Below are 14,158 nucleotides of genomic sequence, written 5' to 3' on the forward strand. Positions count from 1 at the left end.
CTTGTTCATATTCATTACCTTCTATATGTCTTGATTTTTAATAGGAATCTTAATGTTTAAATTCCACATTAGATAGGTATTTTCGATAATTATCAAGAGCCATTTTAGATTGTGTGATGAAGTCTAATGACGATTCATAGTTCAGTGCGATATAACGATAGAAAAGAACATCAATGGTAAACATTTGAGCAAATAAAGAAGTTGTCGCACCCATACGTAATTCATTTTCGTCTGAATGTCCATATGTCAGAACAATGTCAGAATGCTGAGCTACGTGATTATGCTCTGAACTTGAAATTGTAATAATAGGGATATTATAATCCGACACAACTTTCACCATTGCACGAAGTTCACTTTGATCGCCATTATTAGTTATAAATACAACGCAATCTTCTTTATCATGCGTAGACAACATGGTTGTGAATAAATGAGTTTCTTGAACGAGTTGGACATTGAGCCCAATTCGAGATAATTTTTGATATAAATCTGTCGCACAGACATATGATGCACCATAACCAAAGATAAAGATGTTATTTGCACGTTTAAAATGTTGGCATATGTTATCAATCGTTGTGTTATCTGCAAATGTAGAACTTTTTTGAAGTGCTTCTTCTGCACGATGATAAAGTTTCTTTTTTAAAGTATCTACCGATTCATTGTTAAGCAATTCTATCTTATAAGGTTTTTGTTGTTTTGGAAATAACATCGCAAGTTGTGATCTAACTTCATGAAAACTTTGATTGATCAATTTTTGGCTGTATCGATTTAACGTTGAAACACTCATTTCAAGTTCTTTAGCAATCTCTTGATTCGACATGCTAATAACTTTATGTGGTGAGTTTAATATAAATCGTGATAATTTCTTTTCATTTTTAGAAAATGAAGCATAATTTTCGTCGATTAAATATAAAATGTTTGTCATCTAATCACCTAGTTTGTTTAAGTTTCTCATTTCTTTAGTCGTACCGAAGAAGTATGTGAAAATAAAGCCAGCTAGGTACGCAGATAATAATCCTATGATGTAACCTAAATATTTTTGATGGCCAATTAACGGTAATAATGAAATGCCACTAGGTCCAATAGCAGTGGCACCTATATGACCAATGCCACCTATAACTGCACCACCGATGCCACCACCAAGACATGCTGTGATGAATGGACGACCTAACGGTAAGGTAACACCGTAAATAAGCGGTTCTCCAATTCCTAAGAATCCGACTGGTAACGCACCTTTAATTGCATTTCTTAAAGTAGTATTGTTTTTACATCTTACCCAAAGTGCTAATGCAGCCCCAACTTGGCCAGCACCAGCCATAGCAGCAATAGGTAACAAATATGTTGCACCTGACTGATTTATTAATTCAATGTGTATTGGGGTAAAAATATGATGCAATCCTAACATAACCAGTGGTAAGAAAAATGCACCTATAATAAATCCGCTAAATATGCCACCTACACCAATAACCCAATTCACTACGCCTACTAATCCATCAGAAATAAATCCAGCTATAGGCATAAAGAAGAATATGGTTAGTAATCCTATGATAAGTAATGAAATTGTTGGTGTCATTATAATATCTATAGCATCGGGAACTATTTTATGTAGTTTTTTCTCAATTATACTTAATAACCATACCGCTAAGATCACTCCTATAATGCCACCTTGTCCAGCTATTAAGGGTTCACCAGTAAATACATTTTTAATTGGATTATCTTCAGTAATACCTGTTAATAAAGTCGTACCCCCAATAACACCACCTAAACCTGGTGTTGCACCGAATACTTTTGCTGCATTAAAACCAGTGAAAATAGCTAAATAGGCTAACATGCCATCTTTGATGACATTTAATACGGCCACAAGTTGTTTTACCCAATCAGATGAAATGGTACCAGCAGTTATAAAGTTATTTAATACAGCTGCAATACCACCAATAAGTCCAGCTCCTATAAATGCGGGTATGAGAGGTATGAAAATATTAGCAATTGACTTTAAAATTGTATTCATTTTACTTTGTTTACGCTTTTGTTGGAATTCACGTTTATTTTGTTGTGCTTGATTTTTAATATTTGACGTGTTGCTACGATGGGGGATATCTTCACCTAATTGAACACCACTTAGCTTTACCATTTCTGCGGATACTTTATTTACTGTTCCAGGTCCGACTACAATTTGAAGTCGCTCATCTTGTACGACTCCGAGCACGCCTTCTATGTTTTTAAGTTTAGGATAATCAACTTGTGTCTCATCGTTAATTTTTAGGCGCACACGTGTCATACAATGGATAATGTTGTCCACATTATCAATGCCACCAACCGCATCTAAGATGTGATGGGCCAATTGTTGTTCCTTATTCATATCATTGCCTCCTTAAGATTGAATTGCTTTTTTTACAATGCCATTATTATTTACGAGTCTTGATTGAGCATCGCTTTTAGTTGTGTTACATAAATTCATAACGATTGCAATTTTAATATCATTGTCGGCTTTTATATAGAGTTCTTGAGCTTCTTTAAAAGTTAAGCCACAAATCTCTTCGATAATATGTATGGAACGTTGTTCAAGTTTGTAATTTGTCGCTTTTAAATCGACCATCAAGTTATCATAAACTTTACCAACACCAATCATAGTCATTGTTGATATCATATTAAGCACAAGCTTTTGAGCGGTACCTGACTTTAAGCGAGTAGACCCTGCTAATACTTCTGGACCAACATTGACTTCAAGTGCATGGGAAGCGACAGTACTAATGTCACTATTCGTATTGCAAGAGAGGGCAACAGTCAGTGCACTTATTTCATTTGCATATGTTAATGCCCCTTTAACATAAGGTGTGCGACCACTTGCCGAAATACCAATAACGACATCTTTTTCATTTAAATGGATTGTTTTCAAATCAGTCATTCCCATTTCATAGTTATCTTCAGCACCTTCAATCGCTTCAGTCATAGCTTGCTGCCCTCCAGCAATTAAGCCAATTACTTCATTAGGATGCGTATTGAAAGTTGGAACACATTCAGCTGCATCTAATACACCTAAACGACCACTTGTACCAGCTCCTATATATATTAGACGTCCACCATCTCGAAAACGCGTAATTGTTTGTTCGATTACTCTGTTTAACTGGGGTAAAATAGGTTCAATTGCTTTAGCTACTAGTTGATCTTCTTTATTCATTGTTTTTAAAGCATCTAAAATCGACATTTCATCTAAATGCATTGTTTGTGTGTTTCTGCTTTCAGTAGTTAAATGTTCCATTAGCGTTTCTCCTTTTCAGTAATAAATTCAAATGTGTCACCAGGTTGTATTAAATCAATAACGACTTTATCTTCATCACATATCGTTGCTACATGATTAATCGCCTTATGATTAGGCAAATCTGTTTTAATCACTTGTAGCTCACCTTCGTAACGTTGATTAAGTGAATTATCAACCGTGACGTCTCCCTTATAGCGATAATAATTGAAGTTATTGGTTGGAGGAATATTTATTTTAGTTAATCTAGAATACTTGGAGCGTATTACATTCTCAGGTGCATCCAAACGAGATGTATGTTGTTTGAAAATGAGTTGTTCATATGATTTGTCAAAATAAGATAGACGAAGTTTGAAATGACGGTGATAAATCATCTGCTGTAATGCAACTGCTTCTGCATAGTTGATTGCAGTATCACCAATAAGAATATAATCCAAGTTATATTTTAATAGTGAATGTGCAGATTGAAGTAATGTCATGTGTCTATGTTGTTCAATGGTAGGAAGTCCTTTATACAATGGACCTCTTAATGTAGTTCCAGAAATAAAAGCCATAATTAAGGCGTGCTCATCATATTTTCTAATGAGGTTATTCCGTTCTTCAAAAAGGTTTAAAGCTAAACCTGTATCAGGTCTGGGATAATAGTTATGACAAAAATAGACTTTAGGTAATGATTTTTGATTATAAAGTGTATCCAAAATTTCAGTAGTGATAGTACTGGCATTTAGACAACACTGTAAATTATGATGAAACAAATCTTTAATTAAATCATAATTAAAATGATCATCAATTCTAATAACAAAGTTTCCATTAGAAAATTGATCGAAAAAACGATAAACATTCTGATTCAGTAATGATGGATTTATATCAATAATGTAGGTTACCGATTCATCTTTTAGCAATTGGCATAATTCTCCCAAATATGTCAATTTAGTTTGATCGTTTTCCTCAGGTATTTGTAGTGATGTGAAAATAACGTCGTAACCGAGGTCAACCATATTTAATATGTATGATTTGTTTAATGGTTGACCTAAATAGACTGAGAAACCTAGCATATGAATCCTCCTAATTACTGTAATCACTTACAATTATAGCGTTTCACGTTTTCTATTACAATTTACATATATATTATATAATTTTTATAATTAATTGCTTAAGCGACTTGGGTAATTAGTTGAAGTGAAGGAGATAGTTGAAGCGTTTATTATGCTATTAAAAAAATTAAGGATTAGATATTGAAATTGCAAATGTGATATACGAGGTTCACTTACTTATATTCATTTAACAAATAAACTAATGTTTGATGCAATTGGTCTTGACGTTGTTGTAAATCAACTAATATCGTCCCTTGATGGAATTCGTGTAGTGGTTTTAATGATAGATCATTTAATAATTTATAATAGAATTGATCTGATTGCATCGAGAATTTAGACTTGGAGTTATTAGTACTGTTTTGAAGGGTTAACGGTAAACTGTCAGTAAAATTTTTAATGGATGTGTTATACGCTTCTATTTCTCTATTTAAAAATCGATTGTCCATTAAATAGTAATACCTTATTTTTTCAACGTGAGTGAGTAAAATTATGAGTTGTTGACGCATTATTGTGGATTGAAGCATATTCAATGCAACTCCTTGAAGATATTAAATTGTAGAAGAGGTATGAATGAGGAGAACCAATCGAGAAAATTATTCAGTCGTCTCGATTGGATTTTAAAATTGGGTATAATTATCGATAGATATGTCATAAGTTTTAATGGTCTTTTCAAAGGAATAAGAAATGTCATAAATATCAAGTACTGGTAATTCTCTTGTTCTTCCTAAACCGATTTCATAAATAATTGATAGCCACTCGCCATTACGACATAGTAAACCAATGAATATGACATTCTCGGCAATAGTGTCTTGATTATCAATAAAGTCAATCAACATAACATTTCGTTCAGAACTATAAATTAAAATGTCTGCAAATAGATGGGGTAATGTTATTTGTTCTGTATCTTCAAACTTAATTAAGTTAGTCATTTGGTTTAGTGATTTACGAACACGAGTATTAGGAATATTGATAATCTGATTAATGATAGATTGAATCTCATTGGTGTATGGTAATGTTGAATAGGATTGGCTTTCTATTAAGGTAAGATACAGAGATAATAGCTGCTGTTCAGTAAAATTTAATTTTATTTTATCTTCAGATTTTTGAATCTGATATCCACCATTTTTGCCTTTATGAGCATATATTTGGACACCTTGATTTTCTAAATCGACAATGTCACGACTAATTGTACGAACAGAAACATTTAAGTGTTGCGCCAATTCAGATGCATTCATTGTATGACCTTGTTGTATTAATGAAATAATTTGATTCTGGCGATCTAATTTCTTCAACATAAACACCACCTATAACCATTACATATTACATTAATTATAACATAACACTGCGTATGAAGACATTTTCAGTACTTTAGTAGATTATGCGTGTAAAAGTAAACATTTTTTATTGGGAAAACGCTTACAAAATTAAATGTTTTATGCTATTATAATATTTGTAACAGGGGAGAACGAATTCAAACAAAGGGGTAGAAGCTATATAACAGATAGCTTGTTGTGAATCGTTCAAGTTACATCGAAACATCTTCAATATTTATTACTTACTTTCCTTTCTATTTGTCGGCTAGCAGATGACTAGCCGATTTTTTGTGTCTTCATTTAAAAATTCCTATGACAAATATGAGCAGTAAGATACAATAAAGTGAAATAGATAGTTGAGGTGAAATCATGCAAAACAAACTTCATAATATAGATGCGCATATCATGGATTGGTTAAAATATCTCGATGATGTTATTCCCAATTTGATAACAGATATGATTACTGACACTAAAATAAATCGATTTGATTTAGTTACAAATGTAGATAAACAACTTCAAAATAAATTTGAAGCGTATTTAGCTGAACACTTTCCAAGTCACCAATTATTAGGTGAAGAAAAAGATAATAGCATGATTCGGCCATATGAAGGGCATTTATGGATTATGGATCCAATTGACGGTACAGCTAATTTAGTAAAACAGCAAGAAGACTATTGTATTATCATCGCATATTTTGTTGATGGAGAACCTAAACTTTCTTATATATATGATTATCCTCACGATAAATTATATAAAGCAATAGCGGGTGAAGGTGCATTTGTTAATGGGCAACAATTGGTGGCACCTAATGACTTAAAATTGCAAGACGCTATTATCTCTTTTGGGACTCAATATATAAATGATGATACAAGCAAAGCATTATACGATGCTTCGTTCAGTGTGAGAAATATTGGTTCATGTGGTTTAGATTCAGTAAGAGTGATTAAAGGACAATTTGGTGCTCACATTAATACAAACCCAAAGCCATGGGACATTGCAGCGCAATTTTTATTTGCGAAAGAATTAAATTTGAAAATGACTCAATTAAATGGCGAACCGTTAGACTTTGCTAAGAGTGGCCCATTCATTATTAGTAATCACGGATGTTACAAAGATATACTAGCTATTATTAATCGAAATGGCGGGTATCATATTTAATAATATTGATAGCTGTTTTATGAAAAGTTACTTCTTAAGTCGTATAGAAAGTTAATCATTTTAATATATAATAATTATATTAATTCATAAAACAGAATAGGAGTGGTAGGATGCGTAAAACGCATAGACGAATGAGCCTGCCCGTTAAAATAATTACATGGTTTATAGGAATATTAGTTGTTTTAGCAATAGTTGCGTCAATTTTTGTAGTAGCTAGTATTTTTATTACAAGTGGTAAGATTCATAATTCTTTAAACAGACAATATTCAGAATTGAGATCGAAAAATGTAAGTTTGTCAAACGGTGATCCATTTACTATTGCATTATTTGGTGTAGACTCAAATGCTCAACGTAAAAGTGAGAATGACGGTGAAAGAAGTGACACAATTATGCTTCTTTCTATTAACCCTAAGAAACAAACTACAGAAATTGTAAGTGTACCTCGTGATACACAAGCTGAAATTGTAGGTAAAGGCACGACTGAGAAGATTAATCATGCATATGCTTATGGTGGACCAACGATGGCTGTTAAATCATTAGAAAAATTAATGAATGTTCCTATTGATCATTATGCGACAGTTGATATGGATGGGTTACATGATATGATTGATGCTTTGGGCGGTGTGAATGTTACTAGTAATGATACTTTCACCACTAAAGGAACTAAATTTGTAAAAGGTCAATCAACTCATGTGGATGGAGATACTGCAATGGCCTTCATGCGTAGTCGTAAAGAGGAAGGTGCTGGAGGAGATTTTGGTCGTCAAGAACGACAACAACTTATCCTTCAAGCAATGGCTAATAAGATGACAAGTACTTCAGCGCTCACGCATTTTCCATCATTAATTAATCAGATCCAGAAAAATGTTAAAACCGATTTAACATTGAGTGACATGAATGATATTAGAAAGAATTATAAAAATGCTAATACAACTGTAAACCGACATCAATTAGAAGGTCAGGGTGGTATTCAAGACGATGGATTGTGGTATTTCATAGCTAATGACGATTCAAAGCAAAGTGCCACAGAAATATTGAATAATAATTTACAAAATTAAATTTTTAATGCAATAGACGTTTTTACTTTAGCTGTTATTACTAGGATTTTTATAGAGGTAGGACAATGAGAGAGAAATCATTTCAGTCCTATCTCTGTTTTTATTTTTTTAAATTGTATCTGCATTAAAGTTAGTTTTTTTACATTTGAAACACAATGTATATTTAATTCTTTTAAAATTGCAAAAATTAATGAAACGCTTAACATTTAATGAAATAAGTAATACAATTAATGTAATTCTATGTTCAATATATGTGGGGTATTGAAATAGAATAGTTAAGTAGCAAAAGTCATTTTACGGAAAATTTATATAGATGGGGTGGAAAGTATGCAAGAACATTTAATCGTCACGCTTGATGGCACTGATTATCTTGTAGAACCTGGAACAAGTTTACTCGAGTTTATAAAATCTCGTGATACTTTCGTACCTTCAATTTGTTATAACGAATCAATGGGACCAATTCAAACATGTGATACATGTATGGTTGAAATTGATGGCAAAATTGAACGTGCGTGTAGTACTGTTGTAGATCGACCCATGACAGTTAATACTCAGAATAATGATGTTAAAGCTAGCCAAAAGGAAGCTTTAGATCGCATTTTAGAAAAACATATGCTGTATTGTACAGTATGTGATTACAATAACGGTGATTGTGAAATACATAACGCTATGGACGCATGGGGATTAGAAGAACAATCATACGAATACAAAACGAAACCATATGAAAAAGACTATGGTCCATTCTATCGATATGACCCAGACCAATGTATTCTTTGTGGTCGTTGTGTAGAAGCGTGTCAGGATATCGAAGTAAATGAAACAATTTCAATTGATTGGAATCGTGAGCATCCTAGAGTTATCTGGGATAATGATGTTCCTATTAATGAATCATCATGTGTATCGTGTGGACAATGTGCAACTGTATGTCCTTGTAATGCCATGATGGAAGTGAATATGGAAGGTAATGCTGGTTACATGACAGATACTGAACCAGGTTCACTTGCTGCAATGATTGATTTAACTAAAAAGGCTGAACCAGGTGATGGATTACTATTTGCAGTTTCTGATTCAGAAGCGGAAATGCGTAAAGAACGCATTAAGAAAACGAAAACAGTTTGTACATATTGTGGTGTAGGTTGTTCATTTGATGTATGGACTAAAGACAGAGAAGTGCTAAAAGTTCAACCATCACATGATTCTCCAGCAAACAAAATTGCTACATGTGTTAAAGGTAAATTCTCTTGGGGTCACATTAACTCAGACCAACGTTTAACGAAACCTCTAGTTAGAAAAGATGGAGAATTCCATGAAGTTGAATGGGATGAAGCTTTAGATGTTATTGAAACTAACTTTAAGCGAATCAAAAATGAATATGGTGGCGATCATTTAGCATTTATCGCATCTTCTAAAGGTACTAATGAAGAATCATATTTAATGCAAAAACTTTCACGACAAGTCTTTGGATCTAACAACGTTGATAACTGTTCAAGATATTGCCAAGCACCAGCAACGAAAGGTCTATTTAGAACTGTTGGTCACGGTGGTGACTCTGGTTCAATTGAAGACCTTGAGAGAGCTGCTATGACTGTTTTAATCGGTACAAATACAGCTGAAGCGCATCCAGTTATTGCATCTAGAATGAAACGTGCACAAAAGTTATTCGGACAAAAGATGCATGTATTCGATATTAGAAAACATGAAATGGCTGAGCGTGCAGATGCATTCTATCAACCTAAGCCAGGAACTGATTTAGTTTGGTTAGGTGCAGCTACTAAATATATCATTGACAACGATTTACACGATAAAGCTTTCTTGAATGATTGGGTCGATAATTATGAAGATTACTATAAATCATTAGAATTGTTCACTATGGATTTTGCAGAAGAAACAACAGGTATTCCTAAAGAACAAATCATTAGCTTTGCAGAAGAAGCTGCAAAAGCTGAATCAATGTCAATTTGTTGGGCAATGGGTGTTACACAACAAGACATCGGTAGTGATACAAGTACAGCTATCTCAAACTTATTGCTCGTGACAGGTAACTATAGAAAACCAGGTTCAGGTGCTTATCCATTACGTGGTCATAATAATGTACAAGGCGCAAGTGATATGGGAAGTATGCCAGATCAATTCCCAGGTTATCAAAAAATAGCTGATGATGAAGTGAGAGCAAAATTTGAAAAAGAATATGGTGTAGAATTAAATCCAACACCTGGACGCGATAATCACCAAATGATGGAAGGTATCCATAATGGAGATATTCAGTCATTATACTTATACGGTGAAGATACAGGTATTGTTGATTCTAATATTAATTTTGTTCAATCCGCATTAGAAAAAGTAGACTTCTTAGTTGTTCAAGATGAATTCCTAACTTTTACAGCAACATATGCAGATGTCGTCTTACCAGCTAGTCCATCATTAGAAAAAGATGGTACATTCACGAATACAGAACGCCGAATTCAACGTATTAATAAAGCATTACAACCGCTAGGCGATTCTAAACCAGACTGGGAAATCTTCCAATTAATCGCACAACGCATGGGCGCAGATTGGGATTACAAACATCCAAGTGAAATCATGGATGAAATTGCACGATTAACACCATCATATTCAGGTGTAAATTATGAACGATTACAAGGTTTCAATAGTCTTCAATGGCCTGTAGCACCAGATGGTACAGACCAGCCAACATTATATATGGATGGCTTTAACTTTGAAAATGGTCGTGCTAAGTTATTCCCATTAACATTTGACAATTTCTTTAAAGAAGATGAAGTTTATGACCTGCATGTAAATAACGGTCGTTTACTAGAGCATTTCCATGAAGGTAATATGACTTATCAAACTGAAATGATTAAGTATAAAGTGCCAAATGCATTTGTAGAAATTTCTCCAGAGCTAGCTAAAGATCGTGATATTCATGAAGGTGCAGAATTACGATTGATTTCAGAAACGGGTGAAGCAACATTAATTGCAACTGTAACTGATCGAGTTAAAGGCAGAGAAATTTATATTCCTTTAAATAATGATGCAATGTCAAATGGTGATTTAGGTGCTATCAATAAATTAACTAATAGTGATGTAGATAAATATACAGATACACCATCTTATAAACGAACTAGTTGTCGCATGGAAGTATTGACTCGTAAAGGTAAATCACCATTAAATCCAACAAACTTCCGTGTCGATAAAAAACGTAACCCGCAATATAGTGTCCAAGTACAGAAAAAATGGGAACGTCCTGACTATGTTTTCCCAGGAAATGTGGTGGATAAATAATGGCTGAAAGAATAACTAAAATTAAACGTTTAGAGAAATCAGAAGAACAAATTAAAATCGAGAGTATCAATGAAGTAACAGATGCTATTGCAGAAAATAAAGATAGTATTTTAAAAGCAATACGTTTAGTAAAAGCATTAGATGAAGCTAAAATTCTTGACTTAATGAACGGTGGCATTAGAGGACGTCAAGTCATAATCAATAAATTTATGACAGAACTTAACAAAGATTTATATGCGGGTCTAATTACAAATTTAGCACCAATGGTCTTTATGTTAGGTGAGCTTAATGTTCAAGAGTTAAGCCAATTCTTAAATAAATTAAATAAAGGATTGCACGTTGCAAATCAAGCAAATCCTAATGCTAAAACAAGTATTCGTAGTCTAATGGGCGTACTCAAAGACGATGATATGAATCGTAGCTTAACTTATATGCTCAATTTGCTTAAAGGGATGTCTAGAGAAGATAAATAATACATTAATGTATAAAAAGATTGGTACAAATTAAATAATCAAAGGCTACAAAGTAAATATGCAGTAGATGACTGAATTGAGAAGGCACTTATACTAAACTTACTTAGTTCAAGTCATCCTTAGGGGTGGGATAATGAATTCAAATCGAATTCTGTCTCGCTCCTTTCTTTCATTATTTAATAAGATTTATAAGTACTTTCTACATAAATTATGGTAAGGTGTAGTATATATTATTACTAAAGAAGGGGTGAGAACAATTCATCCAAACGCGATTAAAATTATGACAGTTATTTCTAATGTCTTTATTGTTTTAGGAATTATTTTTTTAATTATGATGCAAATGGTGTTAGCGATTTCAATGTTCGCTGTGTCATTAGCAATTAGTTTAGTTATATTTAACGTGCTTTTTCGAGATCGAACTGGCATGAAGATAGTCATCAACATATCATTTGCTATAGTCTTAATTGTTATTATAAGTACTTATTTTTATTTATCTTAAATAGCTATAAAGGATTGTCATCTACATGAAGCAATTAAATCATTTGCGTTTACCATTCTTACTGTTGCTTATTATTATCATTGTCTTCATAGTATTATTAATAATTAATCACTCAGAACTGTTGGACAATGATCGCAACTATAGCTTTCAAGAAGCAATTCAGAAACAAACAGATTCGAGTGTATTGAATACAGTAGACAGAGATGGTGAGTTTGTAAATGCAAATAGCCGAGAAATAGAGAGGGCAATGCGCATTACTCGAGACGATAATAAGTTAAAATACATGGATATTTCACAACAAGTTCCTATGTCAAAACAAGAAGTCAAAAAGATGTTACAAGGGAATGGTATTCTTGAAAATCAAGCTGATGCTTTTAAAGAGGCTCAAGACAAATATCAAGTCAATATTATTTATTTAATAAGCCATGCACGTGTGGAGACTGCTAATGGTAACTCTAAACTTGCCAGTGGTATTAAAGAAGGTAACAATCGTTATTACAACTTTTTTGGAGTCGGTGCTTTCGATGAAAATGCTATTCATACAGGTAAGAGTTACGCTAAGGAAGCATCATGGACTTCACCACGAAAAGCGATACTTGGTGGAGCTAAATTTATTAGAACGAATTATTTTGATAATGATCAAATTACGCTGTATCAAATGAGGTGGAATCCTAAAAGTCCAGGCCAACATCAGTATGCAAGCGATATTTTATGGGCAGATAAAATCGCAAAGTATATGCAAACATATTATGACCAATTTGGTATAAAAAAAGATGAGGTACGAAAGAACTTCTATGCCTTCTAAACTGATTGGCTAATAGAGTGATATACAATATAAGTTGCAACTGCAACATACTGTTAAGATAAAATTTAGGTGAATTTAATATTGAGGTGTAAATAAATGAAAATTGCAATAATAGGTGCAGGTATAGGTGGTTTAACCGCTGGCGCACTTCTTTCAGAAAAAGGACATGACGTTTCTATATTTGAAAGACAATCAAATATAAGTGAAGTTGGTGCAGGTATAGGAATTGGTGATAATGTTATCAAGAAATTAGGTAAACATGACCTAGCTAAAGGAATTAAAAATGCTGGCCAGAACTTATCTGCAATGAATGTACTAGATGATAAAGGAAATACTTTGTCTGCAGTAAAACTAAAAGAGGCTACGTTGAATGTAACATTAGCGCGACAAACTTTGATTGAATTGATACAATCTTATGTTAATCCTCAATGCATTTATACAGACCATGATGTTATTAAGGTTGAAAACGTTGAACAACATACGATGGTTCACTTTTCAAATCATGCAAGTCAAAGTTTTGATTTATGTATAGGTGCGGACGGGCTTCATTCTGTTGTCAGACAAGCTATTCATCCGAATGCGAAGATACTTTATCAAGGGTATACGTGTTTTCGTGGCTTAGTGGATGATGCTGATCTACATAACATTGATATTGCTAGTGAATATTGGGGTAAACGAGGTCGAGTAGGGATAGTGCCACTTATTAACAACCGAGCTTATTGGTTTATCACAATGAATGCGTCTGAAAAGGATCCCAAATATCAATCGTTTGAAAAACCACATCTACAAGCATATTTTAATAATTATCCTGAGCCAGTACGACAAATTTTAGATAAGCAAAGTGAAACAGGTATTCTGAAGCATGATTTATATGATATGAAACCACTCAAATCATTTGTAAATCAACATATTCTATTGTTAGGGGATGCAGCGCATGCAACGACGCCTAATATGGGTCAAGGTGCTGGACAAGCTATGGAAGATGCGATTGTACTAGTTAATTGTTTAGAAGAATATGATTTAGAAAAAGCATTAAAACGTTATGATAAATTAAGAGTTAAACATACTGCAAAAGTTATCAAACGCTCAAGAAAAATTGGTAAAATAGCGCAAAAAGATAAAACGTTTGCTATTTCATTACGTAATAGTGTTATGAAACGAACACCTAAACGTTTGTTAAGTGGACAAACTAAATTCCTGTATAAAGCGAAGCATAAATAAAA

13 protein-coding genes are annotated in these 14,158 nt (G+C 33.2%); 7 read left to right on the forward strand and 6 right to left on the reverse strand.

Annotated features, from left to right (window positions below):
* Positions 1-49: 49 nt before the first annotated feature.
* From HMPREF2737_RS09535 to HMPREF2737_RS09560, 6 genes are all read right to left on the reverse strand, one after another.
* Positions 50-922, reverse strand: a complete 873-nt coding sequence (locus HMPREF2737_RS09535; protein WP_037549889.1) for a MurR/RpiR family transcriptional regulator — start codon at positions 920-922, stop codon at positions 50-52.
* Complete coding sequence (locus tag HMPREF2737_RS09540) at positions 923-2,356, reverse strand: PTS transporter subunit EIIC (RefSeq protein ID WP_037549888.1); 1,434 nt, start codon at positions 2,354-2,356, stop codon at positions 923-925.
* 12 nt (positions 2,357-2,368) lie between these two features.
* On the reverse strand, positions 2,369-3,256 hold the full coding sequence (gene murQ / locus HMPREF2737_RS09545) for an N-acetylmuramic acid 6-phosphate etherase (protein ID WP_037549887.1): 888 nt from the start codon (positions 3,254-3,256) through the stop codon (positions 2,369-2,371).
* Entirely contained in the window at positions 3,256-4,308 is a 1,053-nt protein-coding gene (locus tag HMPREF2737_RS09550; protein ID WP_037549886.1) for a MupG family TIM beta-alpha barrel fold protein, read from the reverse strand. Before HMPREF2737_RS09550 ends, murQ begins: the two co-directional genes overlap by 1 nt.
* A 212-nt stretch (positions 4,309-4,520) precedes the next feature.
* Positions 4,521-4,871: a hypothetical protein gene (locus HMPREF2737_RS09555; RefSeq protein WP_037549883.1), complete on the reverse strand. Its 351-nt coding sequence runs from the start codon at positions 4,869-4,871 to the stop codon at positions 4,521-4,523.
* A 93-nt stretch (positions 4,872-4,964) separates the two neighbouring features.
* Entirely contained in the window at positions 4,965-5,639 is a 675-nt protein-coding gene (locus HMPREF2737_RS09560) for a helix-turn-helix transcriptional regulator (RefSeq protein ID WP_176743846.1), read from the reverse strand.
* A gap of 387 nt (positions 5,640-6,026) precedes the next feature.
* Here HMPREF2737_RS09560 and HMPREF2737_RS09565 point away from each other — a divergent pair, with 387 nt between their 5' ends.
* The 7 genes from HMPREF2737_RS09565 to HMPREF2737_RS09595 all read left to right on the forward strand — a co-directional run bounded on the left by HMPREF2737_RS09565 (position 6,027) and on the right by HMPREF2737_RS09595 (position 14,156).
* Entirely contained in the window at positions 6,027-6,818 is a 792-nt protein-coding gene (locus HMPREF2737_RS09565) for an inositol monophosphatase family protein (RefSeq protein WP_370741161.1), read from the forward strand.
* Between the two features lie 110 nt (positions 6,819-6,928).
* Positions 6,929-7,876, forward strand: a complete 948-nt coding sequence (locus tag HMPREF2737_RS09570) for an LCP family glycopolymer transferase (protein ID WP_037549877.1) — start codon at positions 6,929-6,931, stop codon at positions 7,874-7,876.
* 327 nt (positions 7,877-8,203) lie between these two features.
* Positions 8,204-11,158 carry a formate dehydrogenase subunit alpha gene (fdhF, locus tag HMPREF2737_RS09575; RefSeq protein WP_037549875.1) on the forward strand — a complete coding sequence of 985 codons (2,955 nt, stop codon included), beginning with the start codon at positions 8,204-8,206 and terminating at the stop codon, positions 11,156-11,158.
* Positions 11,158-11,631 (forward strand): helical membrane plugin domain-containing protein, encoded by a 474-nt coding sequence (locus HMPREF2737_RS09580; RefSeq protein WP_037535920.1) that lies wholly within the window; start codon positions 11,158-11,160, stop codon positions 11,629-11,631. The genes fdhF and HMPREF2737_RS09580 overlap by 1 nt, the downstream gene beginning before the upstream one ends.
* A 280-nt stretch (positions 11,632-11,911) precedes the next feature.
* Complete coding sequence (locus HMPREF2737_RS09585) at positions 11,912-12,130, forward strand: hypothetical protein (RefSeq protein ID WP_037549895.1); 219 nt, start codon at positions 11,912-11,914, stop codon at positions 12,128-12,130.
* Positions 12,131-12,155: 25 nt separating this feature from the next.
* Positions 12,156-12,935 (forward strand): N-acetylglucosaminidase, encoded by a 780-nt coding sequence (locus HMPREF2737_RS09590; protein WP_037549873.1) that lies wholly within the window; start codon positions 12,156-12,158, stop codon positions 12,933-12,935.
* Positions 12,936-13,031: 96 nt separating this feature from the next.
* The gene (locus tag HMPREF2737_RS09595; RefSeq protein WP_037549871.1) at positions 13,032-14,156 is read left to right on the forward strand and encodes an FAD-dependent monooxygenase; all 1,125 of its coding nucleotides are present in this window, start codon (positions 13,032-13,034) and stop codon (positions 14,154-14,156) included.
* Positions 14,157-14,158: the final 2 nt, after the last annotated feature.

Origin of the sequence: Staphylococcus sp. HMSC069D12 (genome assembly GCF_001810405.1) — a bacterium.
In the GTDB taxonomy this organism is placed as follows: Bacteria; Bacillota; Bacilli; order Staphylococcales; family Staphylococcaceae; genus Staphylococcus; species Staphylococcus haemolyticus.

Excerpts from the sequence above, each read along its gene's own strand:
- HMPREF2737_RS09595 (WP_037549871.1), top strand. The coding sequence starts at position 13,032 with ATGAAAATTGCAATAATAGGTGCAGGTATAGGTGGTTTAACCGCTGGC.
- HMPREF2737_RS09540 (WP_037549888.1), bottom strand. The coding sequence starts at position 2,356 with ATGAATAAGGAACAACAATTGGCCCATCACATCTTAGATGCGGTTGGT.
- HMPREF2737_RS09550 (WP_037549886.1), bottom strand. The coding sequence starts at position 4,308 with ATGCTAGGTTTCTCAGTCTATTTAGGTCAACCATTAAACAAATCATAC.
- HMPREF2737_RS09580 (WP_037535920.1), top strand. The coding sequence starts at position 11,158 with ATGGCTGAAAGAATAACTAAAATTAAACGTTTAGAGAAATCAGAAGAA.
- fdhF (WP_037549875.1), top strand. The coding sequence starts at position 8,204 with ATGCAAGAACATTTAATCGTCACGCTTGATGGCACTGATTATCTTGTA.
- HMPREF2737_RS09585 (WP_037549895.1), top strand. The coding sequence starts at position 11,912 with ATGACAGTTATTTCTAATGTCTTTATTGTTTTAGGAATTATTTTTTTA.
- HMPREF2737_RS09590 (WP_037549873.1), top strand. The coding sequence starts at position 12,156 with ATGAAGCAATTAAATCATTTGCGTTTACCATTCTTACTGTTGCTTATT.
- HMPREF2737_RS09535 (WP_037549889.1), bottom strand. The coding sequence starts at position 922 with ATGACAAACATTTTATATTTAATCGACGAAAATTATGCTTCATTTTCT.
- murQ (WP_037549887.1), bottom strand. The coding sequence starts at position 3,256 with ATGGAACATTTAACTACTGAAAGCAGAAACACACAAACAATGCATTTA.
- HMPREF2737_RS09570 (WP_037549877.1), top strand. The coding sequence starts at position 6,929 with ATGCGTAAAACGCATAGACGAATGAGCCTGCCCGTTAAAATAATTACA.
- HMPREF2737_RS09555 (WP_037549883.1), bottom strand. The coding sequence starts at position 4,871 with ATGCTTCAATCCACAATAATGCGTCAACAACTCATAATTTTACTCACT.